Origin of the sequence: Comamonas sp. CAH-2 (assembly GCF_009668305.1) — a bacterium.
GTDB classification, from domain to species: domain Bacteria; phylum Pseudomonadota; class Gammaproteobacteria; order Burkholderiales; family Burkholderiaceae_C; genus Comamonas; species Comamonas aquatica.
Window position 1 is genome coordinate 20,269 of sequence record NZ_VSWF01000026.1, and the last position, 22,540, is coordinate 42,808.

The 22,540-nt window shown below is 59.8% G+C and carries 21 protein-coding genes and 2 pseudogenes; 7 read left to right on the top strand and 16 right to left on the bottom strand.

Features of this window, described 5'->3' with window-relative positions; genetic code table 11:
- Positions 1-25: 25 nt before the first annotated feature.
- The 7 genes and pseudogenes from FYM52_RS13555 to FYM52_RS13585 form a co-directional block, all read right to left on the bottom strand.
- Positions 26-481 (bottom strand): hypothetical protein, encoded by a 456-nt coding sequence (locus FYM52_RS13555; protein ID WP_043387426.1) that lies wholly within the window; start codon positions 479-481, stop codon positions 26-28.
- A 105-nt stretch (positions 482-586) separates the two neighbouring features.
- Positions 587-2,995 carry a copper-translocating P-type ATPase gene (locus FYM52_RS13560; protein WP_051519704.1) on the bottom strand — a complete coding sequence of 803 codons (2,409 nt, stop codon included), beginning with the start codon at positions 2,993-2,995 and terminating at the stop codon, positions 587-589.
- Between the two features lie 117 nt (positions 2,996-3,112).
- Positions 3,113-3,616: a cytochrome c gene (locus FYM52_RS13565; RefSeq protein ID WP_154164479.1), complete on the bottom strand. Its 504-nt coding sequence runs from the start codon at positions 3,614-3,616 to the stop codon at positions 3,113-3,115.
- Between the two features lie 268 nt (positions 3,617-3,884).
- A complete protein-coding gene (locus tag FYM52_RS13570; protein WP_154164480.1) occupies positions 3,885-4,154 on the bottom strand; it encodes a DUF2933 domain-containing protein in 270 nt (89 codons plus the stop codon).
- 91 nt (positions 4,155-4,245) lie between these two features.
- On the bottom strand, positions 4,246-4,587 hold the full coding sequence (locus FYM52_RS13575; protein ID WP_154164481.1) for a copper-binding protein: 342 nt from the start codon (positions 4,585-4,587) through the stop codon (positions 4,246-4,248).
- Positions 4,588-4,698: 111 nt separating this feature from the next.
- Positions 4,699-5,196 (bottom strand): plastocyanin/azurin family copper-binding protein, encoded by a 498-nt coding sequence (locus tag FYM52_RS13580; protein WP_154164482.1) that lies wholly within the window; start codon positions 5,194-5,196, stop codon positions 4,699-4,701.
- Between the two features lie 33 nt (positions 5,197-5,229).
- A pseudogene (locus tag FYM52_RS13585) lies at positions 5,230-5,628 on the bottom strand (copper oxidase); the annotation flags it as partial.
- Positions 5,629-6,009: 381 nt separating this feature from the next.
- Between FYM52_RS13585 and FYM52_RS13590 the strand changes: the two are divergent.
- The 5 genes from FYM52_RS13590 to FYM52_RS13610 all read left to right on the top strand — a co-directional run bounded on the left by FYM52_RS13590 (position 6,010) and on the right by FYM52_RS13610 (position 10,130).
- Positions 6,010-6,693, top strand: coding sequence for a heavy metal response regulator transcription factor (locus FYM52_RS13590; RefSeq protein ID WP_038213848.1), 684 nt, complete (start codon positions 6,010-6,012; stop codon positions 6,691-6,693).
- Between the two features lie 2 nt (positions 6,694-6,695).
- Positions 6,696-8,105 carry a heavy metal sensor histidine kinase gene (locus FYM52_RS13595; protein WP_043387413.1) on the top strand — a complete coding sequence of 470 codons (1,410 nt, stop codon included), beginning with the start codon at positions 6,696-6,698 and terminating at the stop codon, positions 8,103-8,105.
- Positions 8,106-8,433: 328 nt separating this feature from the next.
- Positions 8,434-8,781: a DUF4148 domain-containing protein gene (locus FYM52_RS13600; protein ID WP_038215041.1), complete on the top strand. Its 348-nt coding sequence runs from the start codon at positions 8,434-8,436 to the stop codon at positions 8,779-8,781.
- A gap of 228 nt (positions 8,782-9,009) precedes the next feature.
- Positions 9,010-9,270 (top strand): heavy-metal-associated domain-containing protein, encoded by a 261-nt coding sequence (locus tag FYM52_RS13605; RefSeq protein ID WP_043387409.1) that lies wholly within the window; start codon positions 9,010-9,012, stop codon positions 9,268-9,270.
- Between the two features lie 575 nt (positions 9,271-9,845).
- Positions 9,846-10,130, top strand: a complete 285-nt coding sequence (locus FYM52_RS13610) for a CopK family periplasmic copper-binding protein (RefSeq protein ID WP_154164483.1) — start codon at positions 9,846-9,848, stop codon at positions 10,128-10,130.
- A 279-nt stretch (positions 10,131-10,409) separates the two neighbouring features.
- Here the strand turns inward: FYM52_RS13610 and FYM52_RS13615 are convergent, their stop codons facing one another.
- The 8 genes and pseudogenes from FYM52_RS13615 to FYM52_RS13645 all read right to left on the bottom strand — a co-directional run bounded on the left by FYM52_RS13615 (position 10,410) and on the right by FYM52_RS13645 (position 19,828).
- Positions 10,410-11,342, bottom strand: coding sequence for an IS5-like element ISAav2 family transposase (locus tag FYM52_RS13615; protein ID WP_043387407.1), 933 nt, complete (start codon positions 11,340-11,342; stop codon positions 10,410-10,412).
- Between the two features lie 125 nt (positions 11,343-11,467).
- Positions 11,468-11,690: pseudogene (locus FYM52_RS18935) on the bottom strand (cation-transporting P-type ATPase); the annotation flags it as partial.
- Positions 11,691-12,272: 582 nt separating this feature from the next.
- On the bottom strand, positions 12,273-12,653 hold the full coding sequence (locus tag FYM52_RS13620; RefSeq protein ID WP_154164484.1) for a hypothetical protein: 381 nt from the start codon (positions 12,651-12,653) through the stop codon (positions 12,273-12,275).
- 65 nt (positions 12,654-12,718) lie between these two features.
- Entirely contained in the window at positions 12,719-15,907 is a 3,189-nt protein-coding gene (locus tag FYM52_RS13625; RefSeq protein WP_154164485.1) for a CusA/CzcA family heavy metal efflux RND transporter, read from the bottom strand.
- Positions 15,908-15,922: 15 nt separating this feature from the next.
- Positions 15,923-17,533 (bottom strand): efflux RND transporter periplasmic adaptor subunit, encoded by a 1,611-nt coding sequence (locus FYM52_RS13630; RefSeq protein WP_154164486.1) that lies wholly within the window; start codon positions 17,531-17,533, stop codon positions 15,923-15,925.
- Positions 17,534-17,535: 2 nt separating this feature from the next.
- Positions 17,536-18,891: a TolC family protein gene (locus tag FYM52_RS13635; protein ID WP_154164487.1), complete on the bottom strand. Its 1,356-nt coding sequence runs from the start codon at positions 18,889-18,891 to the stop codon at positions 17,536-17,538.
- Between the two features lie 158 nt (positions 18,892-19,049).
- Entirely contained in the window at positions 19,050-19,409 is a 360-nt protein-coding gene (gene czcI, locus FYM52_RS13640) for a cation efflux protein, CzcI family (RefSeq protein WP_154164488.1), read from the bottom strand.
- Between the two features lie 80 nt (positions 19,410-19,489).
- Complete coding sequence (locus tag FYM52_RS13645; protein ID WP_154164489.1) at positions 19,490-19,828, bottom strand: DUF4148 domain-containing protein; 339 nt, start codon at positions 19,826-19,828, stop codon at positions 19,490-19,492.
- Between the two features lie 157 nt (positions 19,829-19,985).
- Between FYM52_RS13645 and FYM52_RS13650 the strand changes: the two genes are divergently transcribed.
- Positions 19,986-20,672 (top strand): heavy metal response regulator transcription factor, encoded by a 687-nt coding sequence (locus FYM52_RS13650; RefSeq protein ID WP_154164490.1) that lies wholly within the window; start codon positions 19,986-19,988, stop codon positions 20,670-20,672.
- Positions 20,669-22,003 (top strand): heavy metal sensor histidine kinase, encoded by a 1,335-nt coding sequence (locus tag FYM52_RS13655; RefSeq protein WP_154164491.1) that lies wholly within the window; start codon positions 20,669-20,671, stop codon positions 22,001-22,003. The genes FYM52_RS13650 and FYM52_RS13655 overlap by 4 nt, the downstream gene beginning before the upstream one ends.
- A 10-nt stretch (positions 22,004-22,013) precedes the next feature.
- Here FYM52_RS13655 and cadR read toward each other — a convergent pair whose 3' ends face one another.
- Positions 22,014-22,517: a Cd(II)/Pb(II)-responsive transcriptional regulator gene (gene cadR / locus FYM52_RS13660; protein ID WP_154164492.1), complete on the bottom strand. Its 504-nt coding sequence runs from the start codon at positions 22,515-22,517 to the stop codon at positions 22,014-22,016.
- Between the last annotated feature and the right edge of the window lie 23 nt (positions 22,518-22,540).

Sequence of the window (22,540 nt, forward strand, 5' to 3'; positions counted from 1 at the left end):
TGCGCGGCGAGCACGGATCGGCGTGTCAATTCCGCAGGACTTGGAGCGTGAGGTAGATCGGCGGAAAGCCCGCTCGATGGTCGGGCGGGACATAGGCGACGTGCTGCCCGGCTGCCGCGTGGGATTCGATCACGGCCGGAAGCATGTACGCGAACCAGACCGCCTGGGCAGCGAGACTCTGGACGTCCAAGCCTTGCAATGAAGGCACCGGCTTGCCATCGCCGCTGCAATGTGCTCGGCACAACTGCGGCGCCTCACCGTCCATGGTTCCCGGCATGGCGTGGCAGTCCGGCATACCGGACATGCTGGCGGCATCCTCCATGGCGATGCCTGCCATCTGCATTGATGCGACGTGCGTGTCCGAGTCCAGTTTGGGGCAGGCATACATCGCCAATGCGACCTGCGAAAAGAGCAAGGTCACGACGAGACCGCTGGCAATCCAGCGGCCCCATTGCGTGACGATGCGTCTAAAGCAGATCATGGGGATATGTTAGCCAGGTGATTGTGTTGTGGAATTGATGTCAATCAATCTAAAGACTTGATTTTCGAGTTGTTCGACTTGATAGCGGCTCCAAATCATCCTGGGCTACTTCACGCCGCGCAACCGAAGCGCATTGAAAATCACAGAAGCAGAACTCAGGCTCATCGCCAGCGCCGCGATCAATGGGGAGAGAAGCCAGCCCGTGAACGGATAGAACACGCCAGCCGCGATGGGTACACCGATGCCGTTGTAGACAAAGGCGAACAGCAGGTTCTGCCGCATGTTGCGTACCGTGTCGATGGAGACCTCGCGGGACGAGGCGATGCCGCGCAGATCACCCTTCACGAGGGTGATCTGGCCGCTGTTCATTGCAACGTCGGTGCCCGTGCCCATGGCGACGCCCACATCGGACTTGGCCAGGGCCGGCGCATCGTTGATGCCGTCTCCCGCCATGGCAACCACGTGACCTTCCTTTTGCAGTTTGTCCACCAGCGCCAGCTTGTCAGCGGGTTTGACCTCGCCGTGCACTTCATCGATGCCGAGCTTGGCCCCCACGGCCTTGGCTGTGGTAAGTCCATCTCCAGTCGCCATCACGATGCGCAGACCGCTGGCGTGAAGGGTTCGGATGGCATCGGGCGTACTGGCCTTGATGGGGTCGGTCACGGCCAGGATGCCCGCGAACACGCCGTCTACGGCCAAGTGCATGATGCTGGCGCCTTCACCGCGCAACCGTTCTCCGTCGGCACGCAGTGCAGAAACCGCCACTCCTTCCTGCTCCATCAGTGCCGTATTGCCCAATGCCAGGCGCCGTCCCTCCACCGTTCCGCGCACGCCGATGCCGCTGCCCGACTCGAAATCAGAGGGCTTGGCCAGTTGCAAGCCCTTGGCTCGCGCAGCGCTGACGATCGCGTCTGCCAGCGGGTGCTCGCTGCCCTGGTCCAGACTGGCTGCCAGCCTCAGCACTTCATCGGGCGTGAAGCCCGGAGCCGCAATGGCTGTATCGAACGCGGGTCTGCCTTCCGTGAGCGTGCCGGTCTTGTCCACGATCAGGGTGTCCACCTCGCGCATCTTCTCGATCGCACCGGCATCGCGAAACAGCACGCCCTGCGTCGCGGCGCGGCCGGTGGCGACCATCACCGACATCGGCGTGGCCAAGCCCAACGCGCACGGGCAGGCAATGATCAGCACAGCCACCGCGTTGATCAGCCCGAACACCCAGCTTGGCTCCGGCCCGAACAGACCCCAGACAAAGAACGTGGCGATGGCGACCAGTACGACCACCATGACGAACTTGCCCGCCACCACGTCGGCCATGCGTTGCATGGGGGCCTTGGAGCGCTGGGCAGACGCGACCATCTGGACGATCTGCGACAGCATGGTGGCCGCCCCGACTTTCTCGGACTGCATAATCAGCGCACCGTTGGTGTTGAGGGTAGCGCCGATCAGCTTGTCGCCAACCCGCTTGCTCACAGGTACCGGTTCACCGGTCAGCATGGACTCATCGACCGCGCTGCTGCCTTCTGTGACCGTGCCATCGACCGGGATCTTCTCGCCGGGACGCACGCGCAGCAGATCGCCGACGTGTACGTGGTTGAGAGGCACATCTTCTTCACTGCCGTCCGCATTGATGCGCCGGGCGGTCTTCGGCGCCAACCCCAGCAGGGACTTGATCGCGGCCGATGTCTGGGAGCGGGCTTTCAGCTCGATGATCTGGCCCAGCATGGTCAGCGAAATAATGACCACCGCGGCCTCGAAGTACACGGCGACGCGACCCATCGCCACGAACGATTCGGGAAACACACCCGGGGTCACCGTGGCAACAACGCTGTAGACGAATGCCGCGGCCGTTCCCAGGCCGATCAAGGTCCACATGTTCGGGCTGCGGTGGACGATCGACTGCCAGCCCCGCACGAAGAATGGCCAGCCGGTCCAGAGCACGACGGGGAGCGACAGCAACAATTCGACCCAGGTCTGCGTTGCCATGCTGAACAAGCCAAGGCGATGGCCCCACATCGCAAGAACCGTGACGATCACAGTAAGCGGCAGCGTCCACCAGAAGCGTCGCTGAAAATCCTTCAACTCGCTGTTGTCCTCTTCATCCAGCGGAATGATCGGCTCCAGTGTCATGCCGCACTTGGGGCAATTGCCCGGATGGTCCTGCCGGACTTCCGGGTGCATCGGGCAGGTATAGGTGGTGCCGGCAGGCGCTTCCTGCGGTGCGGCGGCAGGCGCCACAGGAGCCGACTCACGAGCAGCGTGAGCGTGGTGGTCGTGGTGGCGGTGGTCGCCATGCGCAACTTGCCCTTCGGGCACCAGGTGCATCTGGCACTTGGGGCAGCGCCCCGGATGGTCCTGCCGCACTTCCGGGTGCATCGGGCAGGTGTAGGTAACTGCGGTACCAGCCAATCCTGGTGTGCCATCGATGGCGGCGGCAGCATTGGTCGCTACTGGACGTTCGACCGAAGAAGCTGCGTCCCTTTTGCCGTGCGTATGCTTATGCGTGTGGTCGTTCATACCCGTGCTTTCGTAAATTCTGGCTTGATTATTAGCCTTGCCATTGTGTGAAGGTCAAGCCAATATTCTGTCGAGCAATTCCGTTTTGCTTATTCCGGTGTCTGGCTGCCTCGTTGGTTATCGATTCAGCGACTTGCGGTACTGGGCATTGATCTCGTCGTGACGGCGCCGGACTTCAAGAGGCCATTGGGACTTGATCCATGACAACGCGGCCACGATCTCGTCATCGCTCAGTAGCTTGTCGTAGACCGGCATGGCCGTCCGGTAGTCGGGCTGCTCAATCAACTTGGCCAAGCCGTATTTGGTGATGGCGAACAGTTGTTCATCGGGGTGGTGCCATGTGTGGCCGCTGGGGTTGTGGGGCGGCGCTGGCAAGAGACCATCAGGTCCGCGGTCGCGCCAGTCGGGCTGGCCTTCGCCCTTGACCCCATGGCAGGCCGCGCATTGCTGTGCATAGATCGCGGCGCCGAGTCGCAGCACCTGCGGATCTTCTGGCCGGAGGCTTAGCGTGGGCGGAACCACTGGCGCAGCACTCTTGAGAAGTTGGAAGTAGCCGCCTGCCGCCGTGGCGATCAAGGCAAGCAGTCCCGTCGTGATCCAGACCAGTTGCTTCAACTTCATGGTTCGCTCCCTCCAGGTGCCTGTGTTGCAGGCTGCGACCTCGCGGTTCGCCGGTGGTTCCCAAGAGCAGCCAAGCAATCCCATGCGAATGGTCGTGCGGCGCGCGGCACGCTCACTTGTGGCAGACCCGGAGAATGCGGTGGGTCCTTCCTGATGGGCATCGCGAGTCAGTTGCGTGTGAAACCGCGTTCAGATTGGCTGAACGGTCGAAGAATGGCGGAGCGGTCAAAGAGGCGCAGGCATATGGCCTACTCCGCGCCGCCCGTGGTCAGTCCCTGTCGGAATTCAACCGACGGCTCTGGTCGGGCGCAGGGGAGTGGTTGCCATGCCCATCATGCCCCTTGTGCATGAATACGTGCATCAGCGGACAGGCCAACAACAGCGCATAGGGCCACCACTGCTGTAGATGGGCCCGGTGTTCGGTCCAGAGGAAGTACCCGGCAACGATACCGAGGACGAGCATTCCCAGGGCGTAGCGCGACCGCCAGAAGCCACTGCGTCGATTGCTGGTATGGGGGGAGGAGTGGTCGTGATGCATGATGAATTTTCAGTTGCTGGGAAACAATGAGCAAGCGGACACGGACTGCCGACCCATCCTCATCCGCATTGCAGCCTTCCGCATATTCGCCTCAGTTCGCTGGACGTATATCCGTGACGACCATTTTTCCGCCTTCGTTGACAACCATGAATTTCACCTTGTCCCCGGGCTTGAGGGTGGAAAGCAGTCCCTTGTCCTTGGCGGTGAAAACCATGGTCATTCCAGGCATGTCCAGGTGCTTGATATCGCCATGCTTGATGGTGACCTTGCCGTTGTCCAGGTCCACCTTCCTGATCTCACCGTCGGTCAGCGACGCTTGTTGAGAGGCCTCTGCCTTGGGCGATTCGGATGTGGTCTGGGCCATCCCGCTCATGGGCAGGAAAATGCCGAGCGCGACGGCGGAAACGGAGAGAAATTGCTTGAAGCTGTTCATGACGACCTCACGGGCGCGAGTTGAAAAATGTCTGCTGATCTGCCTTGCGGATCAGCAGGACGTGGGAGAGGTGACACAGTCACCGTGCATCCTTGATGAAGCGGCGTGGTTCTACTTCTTGCTGACCTGAACGAGGCCCTTCATGCCAGCTTCGTAGTGGCCGGAAATCAGGCAGGCGAAGTTCACACCGCCAGCTTTGGTGAACTGCCAGACGATCTCGCCTTGCTTGCCAGGCTGCAGCGTGACCTTGCCGGGCTCGTCGTGCTCCATGTCCGGGAATTTCCGCATCTGCTCCAGATGCTCAAGCAGTTCCTTCTCGGTGCCCAAGCTGAGTTCATGCTTGACCTTGCCGGCGTTCTTGACGATGAAGCGAACGGTCTCGCCCTGCTTGACCTGAATGTTCGAGGGGGTGAAACGCATGGTGTCGCTCATCTCGATGGTGATCGTGCGGCTGGCCTTGGCGGCGACACCGGGCTTTCCGATGGCGGTTTCCTCTCCATCACCGTGGCCATGGCCACCGGCATGGTTGCCTGCGGCCATGGCGGCCCCCGAAGCAGTCAGCGCGGCGGCAGCCAGCAGGCGGTAGAAGGTGGATCGCGTGAACTTCATGGATGATCTCCAGTTAAAAACGAAGGGAAGAAATCAGTGCGCACCATGTGACGTCGGCTTGCGCACCTTGACCTCGGTTGGCGTCGCGGGCTTGCGCTCGCGCGGCATGGACTGACCGCCTTCTGCGCTGAAGCGGGCTGGCTCAGCCAATGGGCCGGTGTATTCGTGGGCGACCGTGCCTGCCGGATGCTTGAACCAGCCGGGGTCCTTGTAGTCACCTGGCTGCTGGTCCCTGCGTACCTTGAGCACGCTGAACATCCCGCCCATCTCCACCGAACCGAACGGTCCTTGTCCCGTCATCATGGGCACGGTGTTGTCTGGAATGGGCATTTCCATCTCAGCCATGTCTGCCATTCCGCGCTCGCCCATGACCATGTAGTCGGGGATGAGCTTGTTGACCTTCCTGGCGAGGCCGGTGTGATCCACGCCGATGCCTTCGGTGAACGCGCTGGCTTCGTCGTTCACGCGGCTGATGTTCTGATCCAAGCTGACGCTGGCGCATCCGGTCAGAACGGCGAAGCCAAGGCCGGACAGGGCCAATCTGGCATGAGTGGTACCTCCGGCGTTGAGGCTTGCGCGAAGGACGCCCCCGCGAACAGCGCCAAAACCCAGGGCAGGGACGCCCTGACAGACGGCGAAAGATTTGAAGTGACCATGGTTTCCTCTGCAAGAATCTTTGATCTCACGATGTAAAGATTCTGAAGAGGGCACCCTGTCACCCAGATGTTCCGGACATTACATTGTTGTTATCTTCATGTCAGGACGCTTTAAGTTCGGCACACTCTCGTTCAATGCTGTGAACGGAGAGCGAACGTGAAGATATTGGTTGTTGAAGACGAGCCCAAGACGGGGGAGTACCTCCGGCAGGGATTGACCGAAGCGGGATACGTTTCGGACCTTGTGCCTAACGGCGCAGACGGGCTGCATCTGGCTTTGCAGGGTGAGTACGACCTGGTGATCCTGGACGTCATGCTGCCGGGGTTGAATGGCTGGCAGGTCTTGCAGTCCCTGCGCGACCGTGGCCTTGAGATGCCCGTCCTGTTCCTGACCGCCCGCGACCAAGTGGAGGATCGGGTCAAAGGGCTGGAGCTTGGGGCCGATGATTACCTTGTCAAGCCCTTCTCGTTTGCGGAGCTGCTGGCCAGGGTTCGGATCATTCTGCGGCGCGGTCATGCCGGCAATGAGGGCACCATGCTCAAGGTGGCCGATTTGGAGCTGGATCTGTTGCGTCGCCGTGTCTCCCGCAACGGCAAGCGTGTTGACTTGACAGCCAAGGAGTTTGGCTTGCTGGAGCTGCTGATGCGCCGCCACGGTGAAGTGCTGCCACGCTCCCTGATCGCCTCGCAGGTCTGGGACATGAACTTTGACAGCGACACCAATGTCATCGAAGTGGCGATGCGCCGCTTGCGCGTGAAGATAGATGAGGGGCACGCCGTCAAGCTCATCCAGACCGTGCGGGGCATGGGCTACGTGCTGGACGTACCAGAGGAGGAATAAAGGTGCAGCGACAACAGCGCCTGGGCAGGCTTTCGTTGACCCGCCGTTTAACCCTGTTCTTTACCGTGGTGGCGGCTATCGTCGTGCTCGGGCTGGGATTGTTGTTCCTGGCAGAGACTCAGCGTCATTTTGTCGTGCTCGATCAGATGGCTTTAGAGGACAAGAGGCAGTTGATCGAGGAAATTCTGGGTAATGCCAATTCTGTGAACGACGCGCGCTCCCGCTTGAGCGACGCTTTGGGATACCACCATGATCTCTATGTCTTGGTAAAAGATGCTCATCAGGAGACCGTCTTTCAGTCCTCACATTCCGAGCTTGGTGTGCAGCGTAGTAAAGCCATCCACACCGATGCGAAGGGGACATTTGGGGTGTGGCGCAACCACGATGCCGAGTTTCACACGCTGAGCTTCCAATCGCTTTCGGGCTACTCTGCATCGGCGCTGCAGGTATTGATCGCGACAGATACCAAACACCACACCGAGTTCCTGGATGGTCTTCGTAGCAGCTTGGCCTTGTATGTCGCCGCAGCCATCGTTGTATGCGGCTTACTGTCCTGGCTGGCTGCGCGACAGGGGTTGGCACCGCTGCGCGAGATGAAGTCACGCGCCGCAGTGGTGACAAGCCATAGGCTGTCCGAGCGCATGCCAGTAGGGGCTGTGCCGGTAGAAATGGCAGACCTTGCGCAGGAACTCAATCGCATGTTCGATCGGCTGCAGGATGACTTTCAGCGGCTGACAGACTTCTCATCCGATCTGGCTCATGAATTGCGCACGCCCATCAGCAATCTTCTGACCCAAACGCAAGTAGCGCTGGCGACCAAGCGCGACGCCGCGACGTATCGTGACACCCTGGCCTCCAACGCCGAGGAGTTTCAGCGGCTGGCTCGCATGGTGTCCGACATGCTGTTCCTGGCGAAGACTGAGCGCGGCGTCGATCTGCCGCACAAGGAGGTGTTCTCCGCGCGCAAGGAAGCCCAGGCATTGCTGGACTTCTACGAGGCGGTAGCGGAGGAGAAAGCCATCCAACTACAGCTACACGGCGATGGCCAAATTGATGGCGATCGCTTGATGTTCCGCCGCGCGCTGAGCAACCTGCTCTCCAACGCTTTGCGCTACACCCCGAATGCAGGCGCAATCACAATCGGCATTTCGAGCACTGGCCACGCTACCTCAGTAGCGGTGGAGAACACGGGGCAAGATATTGATCCCAAAGTCCTGCCCCGCTTGTTTGATCGCTTCTTTCGCGCCGACCCCTCGCGTGCCCATCCTGACTCCGATGGAAGCGGCTTGGGCTTGGCCATCACGCGTGCCATTGCAGAGGCCCACGGCGGCAGCGTCGACGCAGCCTCGTCCCGAGGACATACATGCTTCACCCTGTGGTTTCCCCATCGCAACGCCCATCCACAATCCTGAGGTGTCAAGGGTGATCGGATCGGGCGAGGGCGATGCATAGCGCGGCTTGGCCCAATCATTCCACTGCGTCATGCGCCTTCATTGCTGGAGTATCCAACTCGGCGTTGTGTCTTGTCCTAGAGGCCGCTTCAACACCTGGTCGCTGAGCCTGATCTCGCCTTCCGAATCTTCGGAGCGGTGGCGCTATCACGCTCGGGAAAGCTGACAGAAATCTCACCGTGCTGTCCCGCTTCTGTTGGGTAGCGGTCTCTACGATGAACACATCTCCTCATCGCCTACCAAGCGGACGGGAGATGCAAGTTCATCGACTTTTACAAGGACTCCTATCATGACTCAACGTAGCCACTCCATCTCTTCCATGATTGCAGCCGTAGCCGCGGCTGCCGCCCTGGGGTTGCCGGGAATGGCCTCGGCTGAATACTTGCATCCGACTAGCGACGAAGTCGGCGTGGTCGTTCACGCGGATCACTTCAAGAGCGAGAAAACCCGTGCGCAGGTCCGAGCCGAGGCCGAGGCTGCGGTACAGCAGGGACTCCTCAATTTCGGCGAGGGCAGCTACCCGCCTCCGGTGCCCAGTGCCGGACCGGGCAAGACGCGCGAAGAAGTGGTTCGCGAGCTGCTGAGCGAGACGCCGGCGGAGCGGAACGCACGCATGCAGCTCTACAGTGGAGGCTGATTGTCGGTTAGGGCGAACGGCGGAGAGCCGAAGAGCATCCAACCTCGTACAAGATGAAGCCGCCGCGGCGCTGCGCGGCGGCTTCACTTTACGAGATGCTCGATGAGAAGCCCAGCGTCTGCTCCGCTTGGAGTGGGCCCTCGATGGGAGGCCAGAAACTGACACTTGACATTGCCACGATGGCAAGGTCTAGAGTCAGCAGCACCTAACCACTGACGGAGAGAACCAATGCTTGCATTCGAGGTGAACGATATGACCTGCGGCCATTGCGCCAGCACCATCACCAAGGCGGTCAAGACCATCGACCCAGGTGCAGATGTCCAGGTCGACCTGGGCCGCCATTTGGTGAGCGTGGCAACCGATGCGAATGCGGGCATCGTCCAGAAGGCGATTGCCGACGCTGGGTATTCGCCCGCTCAGGTGAACGCGCCGGCTGCTGCACCGGCATCCGCTGTCAAGCGAGGGGGCTGTTGTGGCTCCTGCCACTGATTGCGGGGCAAGAGCCCGCACGCTCACGTGAGCCCGTCTGGGAGGGCTACTATGGTCTGGCCGACCGTTCCTTCGGCGCAAGGCCCACGGTAGACCCGCGTGTCCCCGTCTGAAAGAGCGCGGGTGGAGCTCGAGCTGATGGCCGTGGCATTTCAGTCGATGCCGTCGACCAAGGTGGTGCAGCCGCGTGGATGTCTCTGAGCGCTCGGGCACGGAACAGCTCGGGCTGTACTACTTCGGTTGGCGGCACGCATGCAGAGCCCCGTCCGCGTGGCCGAAATCAGGTGCTTGATGTGCGAGTGGCCCAGGGCTCGTGTGCCACCGTCGCCCGGCTTGCTCGGTGAACACGCCTTGGATGGGCCATTTACTGCGAGCGGGAAGTCCTATGACGAGCCGGTGGTCCAAGGGCTTTCGGCGGGAGCATGCCGTTTCGGTGTGTTCGCTGCTTGCAGAGCCTATCTCTTTGGGGACGCCGCATTACCGCAATGTAATCATGGCGCAATCGCTTGGAAAGCGACACGCTCCTACAGTGATGACGCGACGCAAGTTGCCGTCGTTTCACAAAGGAGCTGATCATGAAGTCTTATATCGTCCTCGCCACTCTGTTGGGCGCGCTTTCCGCACCGGTGTTCGCCGGTGATGCCGCAGTCCATGCTGCCAAGGAGATGATTCCGTTGGCCGATGGAGGAACGCTCTACATCTTCAAAGACGGCCTCATGGCGCAGGAAGACCGCTTTGGCCGCGCGACGTATCAGAAGATCGGTACGTCCGTGGTTGCGAAGGACGGCCGGAACATCGCCATCACCAGCAATGAAGTTGCACGCCTCTACTCTTTGCTTCGGAAGGGGCATCGCGGCTGACTCAGCGGCACTCGGGCTGAGCTTGTGTCGCAGCCTTATAGGTCTACATACGGGCTGTGAGGCCACCGGCGTTGCGCGCCGCGAGCATCTCGGATGGTCATTGGGGCGAGAGGTTCGGCGGGGCCTGAAGACAAACACGTTGGTGGTGCCCGTACGAATGTTGCAGAGGGGGCAACAGAGGGCGCCGTCACAGACGCGCTGGACTCGCTTCTTGCTCTTCGCCGCGGCTTTGTTGCATAAATCGGCCATAGGCCAAGGCATCCCCAATCCCAAATAGATTTACGCAGCAGCGACTGTCTGGGGCGTGCCCAGAGCGGTAAATTGATTGAGGATTGAAGCTCGGATGTGCAGCTCGGTCACCTGGCGCTCAAACGTCCTGGCCATCACCTTCTCGCCCAGGCGCTTGAAGCAATTCATCTTGGTCTCCACCAGTGACCTTCGGTGGTAGCCGCTCCAGCGTTTCCAGATAGCCCGCCCCAACTGCCTACACGCCTTGACCGCTTCATTGCGGTGAGCAAATGCCAGCCCTTTGCGCAGCTTCGCTCCTTTGCGCGGCGGGATGATTGGAATGGCTCCCCGCAGGTAGCACGCCTTATGTACATCCTGCGTGTCGTACGCCCCATCACCGGTAAAGCTAGCTATCTCTTCATTGCTTGGAATTTGACCTAGCAGGTCTGCTGCCATGGGCGAGTCGCCCACTTCATTGGTTGTTACTGCGATGGCCCGAATCTGCAGTGTCTGGGCATCAATACCCAGATGCACCTTGCGCCACTGGCGGCGGCGCTCGGCACCGTGCTTTTTGGTTTTCCACTCACCTTCGCCCAAGAACTTGATGCCCGTGGAGTCGGCCAGCATGTGCAAGCCTTTGTCACTTGCACGGTAGCGCACCTGCACATCCAAGCTCTTTTGCCTGCGACACACCGTGCTGTAGTCGGGCACTGGCCAATGCAGGCCTGCCATACCCAATAGCGACTCAACCAGGCCCAGTGTCTGGCGCAAGGGCTGGCCAAACAAGCACTTGATGGTCAGGCAAAACTGGATGGCCGCATCTGAGAACTTCTGGCAACGACCACGCTTGCCCGTGGGCCGAGCTAGCCACTGCATATCCCTATCGAGCCAAATGGTCAGCTCACCTCGCGCCTTCAACGCTGCGTTGTAAGCCTTCCAGTTCGTTGTGCGGTACTTAACCCGACCCCAGCTCGTCTCTCTCATCTCCCGAGCCTACCTCAGCTGCGACCGGCATTTGTGCAACAACGCCATCGCGAAGTCATCTGATATCGCGCTCTCTTTTCCCGTTCCGGTGGACGCAGCGCTTATCGACTTGTTCAGATTTCTGAGATGCGCTCGCCAGGCCGCAGGCGCACGATGGTTCCTACCGCCACGGCAGCGGTCTGCATGCGCCGCCATTGCCCGTCGGCTTGCTGTACCTCGGCCATCCTGCGGCGTCAGGTCTATAAGGCTCTTGATAGCGTTGCGAGCACAGTCCACGGCCCGGGCTTCAATGAGCTTGGCAATGGCATACAGTGCCATCACCATCGCTGCCTCAGGCCATTGACCCATCGACCCGGGAGACTCGTGCTTCTCTTGGAAGCGTCACCGCGCCTTCTCGCAGGCTTCGGGTATAGGAAAACATCCCTAGCCCGCTCGGAGCAGCGACTGGGTGCAGTGCAATGACGCCCAGCATTCAGTCATCGGAGGGGCCCTGTAATCAGCCCGGCGGGCCCAAGTTCAGCCCCTTCGCTTTCAGCGTCGATGGCGGGGGCGCGGTTTCCTCGGGGTTCTGCACTTCAAGCGCAGCGCCTGGCGATCTCTCAGTCTTTTGGTCAAGCGCCGGCTGTACTTGGTTCGCACATCCAGTGGGGGATGGAGTTTCAGCCACAGATGCCGCAGTCTCCAAAATACGAACACGGAGATCAACAAGCTGATCCATATCCAGAACAGCTTGGCAAAAAGCCCATCCTGGGCCACCTGCAATGACATGGATTGCTTCTCTTGCCAGACCTTGACAGGAACACGTGAAGCGCCGAGACGGTGGACCGTGCCCGCCATTGCGATGTCGCAACACTGGACGAGCAACGTTAGGCGCAGGAAGTGGAATCGCCACCCGATATCTCGGAACGGGGATTCCATGCGCCTTTCGTGTTACTTCAGCGTGAAGCGGACGGAAGCGACGGATTTGCCCGCCTTGGAGACTGCGATCACGGCTTTGGTACCGGCAGGGACTTTGAAGCTCCCAGAGGCTTCCAGCTTGCCGTCACCAGGTTGGAGTTGCACATCCTGCTTATCGCTGCCAGCCAAAAGCGTGACCTTTGCGGTCATCCCTGCGACGGCAACGGACTTGCCGTGGTCGCGCATGTAAAGCTGCAACTTGTCCGCTGTGGCGACAAATTCGTATTCGACATCCTTTGCTTCGGCAACAGCGCCTCCGTGCATGGGCTTTGCATCGTGACCATGGTTGTCAGCCGCGATGGCCGTGCTTGAGATCGATACCGCCAGGGCGAGAATGAGTTGAGAGATTTTCATTAATGTTCCTTCGGAGCAAGGTTTAAGGAGATGAAAGGTCCCGCTGATCGCGGGACCTTTCACAACTACACGGGAGCGGTCACGTCCGGCGGGTGCGAGGGCTCGGCCGAAACGTCCTCATCTTTCTCATCGGGCCTGTGGGCCAGACGGTAGAGAATTGGCAACACGAGCAGCGTGAGCAGTGTGGAAGAGAGAATTCCGCCAATCACCACCGTCGCCAAAGGACGCTGGACTTCGGCCCCGGTGCCGGTAGCGATGGCCATGGGAATGAAGCCCAGCGAGGCAACAAGTGCCGTCATGAGTACCGGCCGCAAGCGGGTCAAGGCGCCCTCGCGGATCGCGGCATCCAGCCCCATGCCTTCTTCCCTCAAGGTACGGATATAGGAAATCATCACCAGTCCGTTGAGCACCGCCACGCCGGAAAGCGCGATGAAGCCAACCGCAGCCGAAATGGACATTGGAATGTCGCGAAGCCAAAGCGCGAGGATGCCACCCGTCAAAGCGAATGGGATGCCGGTAAAGACCAGCAGACCATCCTTTGCGTTCCCAAACATCGCGAACAGCAGCACGAAGACCAGCAGCAGGGATACGGGCACAACGATCTGCAGGCGCTTCGTGGCCGATTGCAGGTTCTCGAAGGTTCCGCCCCAGCTTGTCCAGTAGCCCGTAGGGATCTTGATTTGCGCCAGGCCTTGCTCGGCCTCCGCTACAAAGGAACCCACATCGCGTCCCCGCACGTTGGTGCTCACCACGATACGTCGTTTGCCGTTCTCGCGGCTGACCTGGTTGGGGCCGGGCGCAAGTTCGAATGTGGCGACTTCACCCAGTGGGATGAAATTCGTCCTGGCTTCCGTCCCGCTCACAGAACGTGGCAGCGGTATGGGCAGCCGTTTCATGCCTTCCAGGTCGTTGCGCAAGGCCTCGGGGAGACGAACAAGGATGTCGAATCGACGATCTCCCTCGAACATCGTGCCAGCCTCGCGCCCGCCGATGGCTGTGGCCACGGTATCCTGGATGTCAGCAACGTTCAGTCCATAGCGCGCGGCCTTCTGACGGTCGATGTTCACCGTCAGCATCGGAAGGCCCGTCGTTTGCTCGACCTTCACCTCGGATGAGCCCTGGATCTTCTGCAGCATTGCAGACACTTCTTCAGCGGACTTGTTCAGCACATCCATGTCGTCGCCGAAGATTTTTACCGCCACGTCACTTCGCACCCCCGAGATCAGCTCGTTGAAGCGCAGCTGAATGGGTTGAGAGAACTCATAGTTGTTGCCGGGAATTTTCCCAAGAACCTCCTGAATCGCAGCAAGCAGTTCGTCCCGGGTCTTGCGCGGCTCAGGCCATTCGTCCATCGGCTTGAGCATGATGTACCCGTCCGAGATATTCGGCGGCATGGGATCCGAGGCAATTTCTGCCGTGCCGGTTCTGGCGAAGATGCGTTCGATCTCGGGGAACTTCGCTTTCAGGGTCTTTTCGATCTGCTGCTGCATCGCAACCGATTGGGAAAGGCTGGTGCCCGGAATGCGCAGCGCCTGGATCGCGAAGTCGCCTTCATTGAGGTTGGGCACAAATTCACTGCCCATGCGCGTGGCGATCAACCCGCACAAGATAACGGCAACTGCTGCAATGGTCAGTACAACCGCCTTGGCGGCCATGACGCGGTCGAGCAGCGGGGCGTAGAGGCGCTTGGCATGGCCCAGCAGGAAGTTCTCCTTCTCGCTGACCCGATTGCCGATGAAGAGGGCCACGGCTGCCGGAATGAAGGTCACCGACAAGATCATTGCCCCCACCAAGGCGGCGACAACAGTGAATGCCATCGGGTGAAACATCTTTCCCTCAACGCCCGTGAGCGCGAAGATGGGCAGATACACCACCATGATGATCAACTGTCCGAACAGCAAGGGACGGCGCGACTCCTGGGATGCCAGGAACACTTCATGGAAGCGCTCCGCTCGCGTCAGCGGTCGACCGTGATGCGCCTGCGCATGGGCAAGACGCCGCACGCAGTTCTCCACGATCACGACTGCACCGTCAATGATGATGCCGAAGTCCAGGGCACCAAGACTCATCAGGTTGGCGCTCACCTTGTACTGGACCATGCCTGTGAATGTGAAGAGCATCGACAGGGGAATGACCATCGCCGTGATAACCGCTGCGCGGATGTTCCCCAGAAAAAGGAACAGGATGACGATCACGAGAACCGCACCTTCCAGCAGGTTCTTCTTCACCGTACTGATGGCCTTGTCGACGAGCACCGTACGGTCGTAGACCGTCACCGCGTGCACGCCTTCGGGAAGGCTCTTGTTGACCTCGACCATCTTCTTGTCCACTGCTTGTGATACGGTCCGGCTGTTTTCACCGATCAGCATGAACACCGTGCCGAGAACCACTTCTCGCCCGTTGTCCGTTGCGGCGCCAGTTCGCAGCTCCCGACCAATCCCCACTTCAGCCACGTCCCGGATGCGCACGGGCACGCCGTTGGCACTGCTGAGGATCACATCGCCGATATCCTCCAGCGACTTCACCTGACCAGGCGCGCGAATGAGGTATTGCTCTCCGCGCTTTTCGATATAGCCGGCGCCCACGTTGCCGTTGTTTCGGTCCAGAGCGGTGACCACATCCTGCAGCGTCACGCCCAGTGAAGCCAGGCGCTCGGGAATTGGCGCTATCTGATACTCCTTGGCGAAGCCACCAATGGAATTAATTTCCGTCACGCCCGGAACGTTTCGCAATTGCGGCTTGATGATCCAATCCTGGATCTCTCGCAGATCAGTGGACGTGTAGGGGGAACCGTCGGGCTTCTTTGCTCCGTCCTTGGTTTCAACGGTCCAAAGATAGATTTCCCCCAGCCCGGTCGAGATGGGTCCCAACGCCGGTGTGATGCCTGCAGGCAGTTTGTCCCGTGCCTCCTGGATACGTTCGTTGACTAGCTGGCGTGCGAAATAGATGTCAGTGCCGTCTTTGAAAATGACGGTTACCTGTGACAGTCCATACCGCGAAAGCGACCGGGTTTGTTCCAGGTTCGGCAGACCGGCCATGACCGTCTCAATGGGGTACGTGACCCGCTGCTCAGTCTCCAAGGGCGAATAGCCAGGAGTCTGAGTGTTGATCTGAACCTGGACGTTCGTGATATCGGGGACTGCATCAATCGGCAGCTTCTGATAGCTGAAAACGCCGAGCGCAGCCATGGCGAGGGCCGCAAGTAGCACCAACCATCGTTGTTCGATTGAAAATCGAATGAGTTTTTCAAACATGTATGGGCTCCGTGATTAGTGCGTGTGTTCGGCAGATCCCTTGCCGAGCTCGGATTTCACGACGAAGCTCCCCGATGAGGCGTAGGGCATTCCGGCCTTGAGGCCTTGAAGGACCTCGATCCGCTTGCCGTCGCTGCGCCCCAGCTTCACTGGCTGGGTAATGAAGCCATCGTTGACCTTGAGGAAGACAACGGGCTTGTCTCCAACGTTCTGCACGGCGTCAGCCGAGATCGTCACGGGCGCCGCCGTTTCTTCGGACACAACTTCGACGTTCACGAACAGGCCGGGACGCCAGGCGCCCTTGGGATTTTCAAGAACCACGCGGGCTTTTGCTGTGCGGGTTTGCTCGCCGATCAGTGCCCCCACAAATGCGACGGTGCCAGTGGCGGATGCGTCAAACGCCGTCGCTTTGATGGTGACTTTTTCGCCCACCCGCACCGATGGCAGATCCTTTGCCGGGACGTTGATCTCCGCCCATACTTGGTTGAGGTCCGAGATGGTGAACACGGCTGCATCTTCCTTCACGGCCTCGCCGAGACTCAGGTGCTTTTCGATGACGATGCCGTCAAAGGGGGCACGCAGTTCGATGCGATTCAAGCCGGACACTGACGAGGTGGACAGACCCAGCGCACTCAGTTTCTGATTGGCGTTGGCCATAGCCACCTCTGCTTCGCTCAATGCCTGCTTGGCCTGCAGGTAGTCCTGTTCAGCCGATACCTTTTGCTCCCACAGCTTCTTCTCACGCTCGTAGGTGGTCTTGGCCAGTGCCAGGCGCTTCTGAGCGGTCTGCAGTTCGCTGCGTTGCTCAGAGGCGGTCGGACTTGCAATGGCGGCCAGCACCTGCCCCTTCTTGACGACCTGGCCAAGGTTGGCGCTGACACTTTCCACCACTCCCGCAAGACGGGGGACCACGTGCGAGGTGCGGTCTTCGTTCAGCCGGATCTCCCCGGGCAACAGCAATGCCGTCTTGATGTTCGCGGCGGACGCGGTGTCCACGCTGATCGATGCGGCCTTGATCTGGGCGTCGGTCAGTTCAATCTTCCCTTCTTCTTTGCTCATCACAAACATGAAGGGTTCGGTGGCTGTCTGCGCAATGATCTCGATCTCGAACGCGTGGGGTTCCGCCACGATCTCGCGGCTGACCAAGCCGTCTTTCTCCTGGGCGAAAGTCAGCTTCTGCTTTTCGTCAGTCGGGCGGGTCACCGTTGCTGTGACCGTTGCCGCATTCAGGGGCAGAGCTTTGTTTTTGTCGAACAGCCAGATGCGCAGCCGAGGCTCGCCGCCGTCCTCTGAAAGCAGTGCCTCCAAGCTGAAATCCCCTTCTTTGAAGACGGTGCCGCCATGGGCGCCCTTTGCTTCGCTCTTTTCGTGGTGTTCGCCGTCCGCATGGCCCTTGTCATCGTCGTGGCCATTTTCCCCGCCCTTGCCATGGTGCTCACCATCACCGTGCCCCTTGGCCTCGGTGTGGCCGCCATGGCCATGACCATCTCCCTCTACGGCCGCGGCTTTGGGCTTGCCGCCGCCCTGCAAGATGTAGGTTCCCACCCCGACCCCCAATGTGAGGACGACGGCAATAGCGATCACGTGCTTTTTGCTGATGGTGGATTTGCTGGTGTTCATAGTCATTCTCAGTTTTGCGGTGCGGTTAAGCGGGAATCGTGGGGGCTGCCGAGCAGGCGATCAACATCGGCCGCTGCGCGATGTGCCTCGCCAAGTGCTTTGAGATACTGGGACTTGGCGGTGAAGTAGGTGCGTTGCGCATCGAGCACCTCCAGGAAATTGAACTTTCCGTTCTCAAAGCCAATGGTGGCCGCGTCATAAGCTGACTTCGCCCCCGGAAGCACGTCCTGCTGCAGAGATTGGATCTCTGTAGCGATCGTTGCAAGTCGCTCCCGGGCCTGCGCTACTTCGCTATGCAGGCGCACGGTGACCCCCTGCAACTCGTCACGTGCTTTGTCCTCAAGCTTTAGGGCTTCGAGGAGATTGCCCTGGTTGCGGTCGAAGACGGGGAGAGGCACAGAGACACCGAAAAGAAGAACGTTTCGCTGCGTCTCGTTGCTGCGCTGCATGCCAACACTGACGGTGACATCAGGCACCCGCTTGCTTTGTTCCAGGTCGGTCAATGCCTTGCGTCGATCTACCTCGATTCTCGCCAGGACAACGGCTGGCGAAGAAGAAATGAGAGGCTGAAGATCGGCGAGGTTCGGTACAGGGGGGAGGTTTCCTGCCTTTCCCTCCAGGACCGTGAAAGGCATGTCAATCTTTCCCAATAGCGCAAATAGACGGGACAGGGCGTTGCGTTCTTCACTCGCAGCCTGGGCGAGCTCAACACGAACACCGGCCTCCGCAACCCGGGCCTTGGACTCTTCGACGGGCGACACCTTGCCGGCGGCCACCCGCTTGGCGACGGTGCCGGTGGAAGACTTGGCCAGCGCCACGCTGTCCCGGGCGAGCACCAAGCGCTCTTGCGCCGTCAGCACGTCGAAGTAGGCTGCAGCGACATTGGCTCGCACGGTCGCCTTCAGCTCGATCAGCTGAGCTTGCGCCTGCTCACGGGATCTTTCCGCTGCCTTGGTGCGCGCTGCACGCTTGCCTCCCAATTCCACTGGGAGGTTGAGCTGCCAACTTTGCGTACGCGTTTGGGAGCGTGCGTCTTCCAGCGAGTAGGCGAGCTCTGGATTGGGGCGTGCGCGCCCTTGCAGAACTTGCCCCTCAGTTGCCTCCAGCTGGCGCGTCGCCGCTGCCACCTCGGGATTTCCCTCCAAAGCCAATTCAATTGCCCTGGCCAGAGACAGTGGCGAAGTTGGTGCTGTTGCGGCAGTCAGAGGTGTTTCCTCGCCACCGATAGTGCGTTGCGACACACCCTGCGAAAAGGCGCTGCTGGAAGCGGCCAGCAATATGGCCACCGCGCTAGCTGCAAGCCTGATTTTTTTGCGGCCGCGCCATGCGTGCGGCTTTCCTTGAAGGTAAATACCCTTGAACATCCGATTCTCCAATGATTTCAAAGCACGAAGGAATCGGCGGGGCGGCAACCGTGCAGTTACCTGGCAACTCGTCACTCAAAACAGCCGCGACGCGCGCAACTACGTCCGCCTGTCAGGCGGGTACGAATGACTGAAAGAAAGAGAGGTGCCCCGCCGATTTAGGCGAGGGCAGGCCACTGAGGACGGTCAGGGGGGGAAGGTGTTACCTCTGCCACCCGCTCATTGGGCTGGACACCCATGTCGCCATCTTGGGAGATATTTTGCTTGGCAAAGGCAAAGTGGAGCGCGCCGATGCCGACGCCATGACAAACCCAGCAATCGACATCAGACTGGCTGGTGTTTTGCCCGTTTTTGTCGGCTTGGCCGACCACGCTGTTGGCAGCATGCTTGTGCTCATGATGCCCCACGTGCTGCGCCTGAGTCGTCGCACTTTCATGCATGCAATAGGCAGCCACCGCAGACCAGCTGAACTGGAACGGTAGCAATGCAAGCATAAAAACAGCTATCAAGCGGTACATTTTTTGAGTCTAGCACGCGGCAATGAAATCCCGGATATGGGGCACGGGTAGAAGCTGGATAGAGGCTATCCGCTCAAGAATCAGCCGCCCGTGCCGTACAGTTCCTGCATCCGTTGTTTTTCAGCGGCAGACATATTCAGGTATTCCTGTTGTACCTGCTCGCGCGTCTTGGAGGGGCCCGTTGCCTTGACAGGCAAAGCACCGCCGCGCTGGAGGATGGCCAGCGTGCCGTCCTTGCGGGCGGCGGCCACAGACTGAAGTACCTCCGCACGGGACATTGAACTCTGGAAATGGTCGGGATGGGTGGTAAATCCCACTTCGCCACCGGCGGGATGATACAACGAAGATGCAGATGCCAGGCCTGGAGCCGCGATGGCAAGGACGATCAGGGAAAGCGTGAGGGGTTTGCGAACAATCATGGTTTTGTCTCAGGGTTCAGGTGAGCCCTTGGCGACTTGCTTGGGCTATGCCTTGCGACACGGGGTGAACTTTAGAAAGCGAACCGCGACAAGACACCAACAGCCAGATGACAAATTCGTAATCTGCGAACGAGCCGCATTCTTCGAGAATGACACCATGAAAATCTTGCTCATCGAAGACGAAGTCAAGCTTGCCGAGTACCTGCGTAAGGGCCTCGGAGAGGCCGGGTATGTGGTGGACGTTGCCCACAACGGGGTAGATGGCCTGCACCTGGCGCTTGAAGGCGAGCACGACCTACTGGTGCTGGACGCGATGCTTCCAGGGATCGACGGTTTTAGCCTCCTCACCGCTTTTCGCAAATCCCGGCAAACTCCTGTCTTGATGCTGACAGCGCGGGTCAGCGTCGAGGACCGTGTGCTGGGACTGCAGACTGGTGCTGACGATTACCTGGTCAAGCCCTTCGCGTTTTCCGAATTGAACGCACGCATCCAAGTGCTGCTCAGGCGCACCTATGGCGCGCGCGATGCGGCAGAGCCCACGCAACTGCGCCTTGCCGATCTCGAACTGGACCTAGTGCGGCGCAAGGCATCCCGCGGCGGTCAGCGGTTGGAGCTGACCGCAAAGGAGTTCCTGCTTCTGACGCTGTTCCTGCGAAGGAAAGGCGAGGTACTGTCTCGCACCGAGATTGCTGAGCAGGTGTGGGACATGCACTTCGACAGCGAAACCAACGTAGTGGAGGTCGCTATTCGTCGCTTGCGAAGCAAGATAGACAAACCCTTTGACACTGTGCTGCTTCACACCATCCGAGGCATGGGCTACATCATGGAGGAGCGTAACGGATGAAGGCATTGATCCACCATCGCTCGCTGCGCCAGAGGCTGTCGTGGTGGTTGGCGTTGCAAAGCTTTGCAGGCTTAGGCCTGGTCTGCCTGGCCGTGTATCTGGTGACCGAATTCAACTTTCGCGATCGGCAAGAGGAAACGCTGGCGCAAAAGGAGAACGTCATTCGGCATCTCTTGGTAGAGGGGAAGGAGCACCGGGAGTCGGAAGCTCTCGCTCACAAGCTCGATGACTTCCTGGTGGGGCATGGAGATTTATCGCTTGAGGTGTCACTGGCCGATGGGACCGTGCTCTACGCGCACACCCGCAACCAGAATGCACAGACGGTATGGCGCCAACGGAAATTCGAGGTGGCGCAGGTTGCAGGCCCTGCCTCGCCGGCTTTGCACGTCCAGCTGTCGCTGGATATTCAAACCGACAACCAGTTGTTGCACCGGCTCGCACTCACCCTGCTGGTGGCTGCCATCGGGGGCGCCATCGTGGTTTCACTGGGCGGCTTCTCCCTGGTCAAACTCGGCCTTGCGCCTGTGCGAAGGCTGGCCGGCCAAACGCGAGCACTGTCGGCGGATAGCCTGCACCAACGGCTCGATGGCGACGAGCAACCTCTTGAACTCGTGCCGCTGATCGACCAGTTCAACGCCCTCCTTGCACGCATTGAGAAGGCCTACTCACAGATGGCGGGTTTCAATGCGGATGTGGCGCACGAGCTATGCACGCCACTGGCCACGCTCATTGCCAACAATGAACTGGCTCTAAGGCGTCCTGAGCAGGCGGATATGCGGGAGGTCCTCGCCTCAAATCTGGAGGAACTGCATCGCCTGACCGGCATCGTCAACGATATGCTGTTCCTATCGCAAGCTGATCGGGGTGTAGGCGCGCGTCGCGTTCCCGTATCGAGTCTTGCATCGGTGGCTGTAGACGTGCTGGACTATCACGAGGCGGCACTGGCCGAGGCCGGGCTCACCGCCAAAGTAGTCGGCGACGCACATGGTGCCTTCGACGTGCCCCTGTTGCGCCGAGCCTTGTCAAACCTGCTGGGGAACGCCACCCGATACGCGAGAAATGGCTCGATCGTCCAAGTCAACTTCAGGACCGTTGATGAGGACCGCGTGCTGATCAGTGTCTCCAACTGCGGAGACAGCATCGATCCCGAAATACTCCCTCACTTGTTCGATCGATTTTTCCGCGCCGATCCCGCTCGCAGTCATGGACAAAGCAACCACGGCCTAGGCCTGGCCATCGTTGGCGCGATCGCTCGCATGCATCAGGGCAAACCAGTCGCATGGTCGGAGAGCGGGGTGACGAGCGTTGGGCTGGAGATCCGAGCCCAATGACTTTTGGCAGTCAGCCCTTACGGTTAATGCGCAGCTGTTTGGCAGCGGCTCCGATTTCGCGATGCACGCCAGGTGGATGCGCTTCATTGGGGTTGGCTGTAGGCATGTGATTGTGTTGGCGCGCCGCTATTGCCAGGCCGCCCAAGATGCCGCAGTCCCCGGCCAGGTGACCTGGCGAACACTGCTGCTGCAGACTGCGCAATTCTAATTCCAGCACCTGGAGTTCCCGGATTCGCGAGACGACATGATCAATGTGCTCCTCAAGAAGCGCATCCACCGCGTCACAGTTCTCACCAGGTGCGTCCTTGAAATGCAACAGCACGCGGATTTCATTGAGTGTCATGTCCAGGCAGCGGCAATGCCGGATGAAGGCAAGACGCTCGATGTGGCTGCTATCGTAGATTCGGTAATTGCTTTCCGTACGTATCGCCGCCGGCAGCAGACACTCCCGCTCGTAGTAGCGAATGGTCTCTGTCTGGGTGCCGGTGGCCTTGGCCAATTCGCCGATCTTCATGGCACATCCTTTGCAAATGGGGG

What these genes read in the sequence shown, in the direction of transcription:
- FYM52_RS13555 (WP_043387426.1), bottom strand. Translation starts at nt 481, where the DNA reads ATGATCTGCTTTAGACGCATCGTCACGCAATGGGGCCGCTGGATTGCC.
- FYM52_RS13560 (WP_051519704.1), bottom strand. Translation starts at nt 2,995, where the DNA reads ATGAACGACCACACGCATAAGCATACGCACGGCAAAAGGGACGCAGCT.
- FYM52_RS13565 (WP_154164479.1), bottom strand. Translation starts at nt 3,616, where the DNA reads ATGAAGTTGAAGCAACTGGTCTGGATCACGACGGGACTGCTTGCCTTG.
- FYM52_RS13570 (WP_154164480.1), bottom strand. Translation starts at nt 4,154, where the DNA reads ATGCATCACGACCACTCCTCCCCCCATACCAGCAATCGACGCAGTGGC.
- FYM52_RS13575 (WP_154164481.1), bottom strand. Translation starts at nt 4,587, where the DNA reads ATGAACAGCTTCAAGCAATTTCTCTCCGTTTCCGCCGTCGCGCTCGGC.
- FYM52_RS13580 (WP_154164482.1), bottom strand. Translation starts at nt 5,196, where the DNA reads ATGAAGTTCACGCGATCCACCTTCTACCGCCTGCTGGCTGCCGCCGCG.
- FYM52_RS13600 (WP_038215041.1), top strand. Translation starts at nt 8,434, where the DNA reads ATGACTCAACGTAGCCACTCCATCTCTTCCATGATTGCAGCCGTAGCC.
- FYM52_RS13605 (WP_043387409.1), top strand. Translation starts at nt 9,010, where the DNA reads ATGCTTGCATTCGAGGTGAACGATATGACCTGCGGCCATTGCGCCAGC.
- FYM52_RS13610 (WP_154164483.1), top strand. Translation starts at nt 9,846, where the DNA reads ATGAAGTCTTATATCGTCCTCGCCACTCTGTTGGGCGCGCTTTCCGCA.
- FYM52_RS13615 (WP_043387407.1), bottom strand. Translation starts at nt 11,342, where the DNA reads ATGAGAGAGACGAGCTGGGGTCGGGTTAAGTACCGCACAACGAACTGG.
- FYM52_RS13620 (WP_154164484.1), bottom strand. Translation starts at nt 12,653, where the DNA reads ATGAAAATCTCTCAACTCATTCTCGCCCTGGCGGTATCGATCTCAAGC.
- FYM52_RS13625 (WP_154164485.1), bottom strand. Translation starts at nt 15,907, where the DNA reads ATGTTTGAAAAACTCATTCGATTTTCAATCGAACAACGATGGTTGGTG.
- FYM52_RS13630 (WP_154164486.1), bottom strand. Translation starts at nt 17,533, where the DNA reads ATGACTATGAACACCAGCAAATCCACCATCAGCAAAAAGCACGTGATC.
- FYM52_RS13635 (WP_154164487.1), bottom strand. Translation starts at nt 18,891, where the DNA reads ATGTTCAAGGGTATTTACCTTCAAGGAAAGCCGCACGCATGGCGCGGC.
- czcI (WP_154164488.1), bottom strand. Translation starts at nt 19,409, where the DNA reads ATGTACCGCTTGATAGCTGTTTTTATGCTTGCATTGCTACCGTTCCAG.
- FYM52_RS13645 (WP_154164489.1), bottom strand. Translation starts at nt 19,828, where the DNA reads ATGATTGTTCGCAAACCCCTCACGCTTTCCCTGATCGTCCTTGCCATC.
- FYM52_RS13650 (WP_154164490.1), top strand. Translation starts at nt 19,986, where the DNA reads ATGAAAATCTTGCTCATCGAAGACGAAGTCAAGCTTGCCGAGTACCTG.
- FYM52_RS13655 (WP_154164491.1), top strand. Translation starts at nt 20,669, where the DNA reads ATGAAGGCATTGATCCACCATCGCTCGCTGCGCCAGAGGCTGTCGTGG.
- cadR (WP_154164492.1), bottom strand. Translation starts at nt 22,517, where the DNA reads ATGAAGATCGGCGAATTGGCCAAGGCCACCGGCACCCAGACAGAGACC.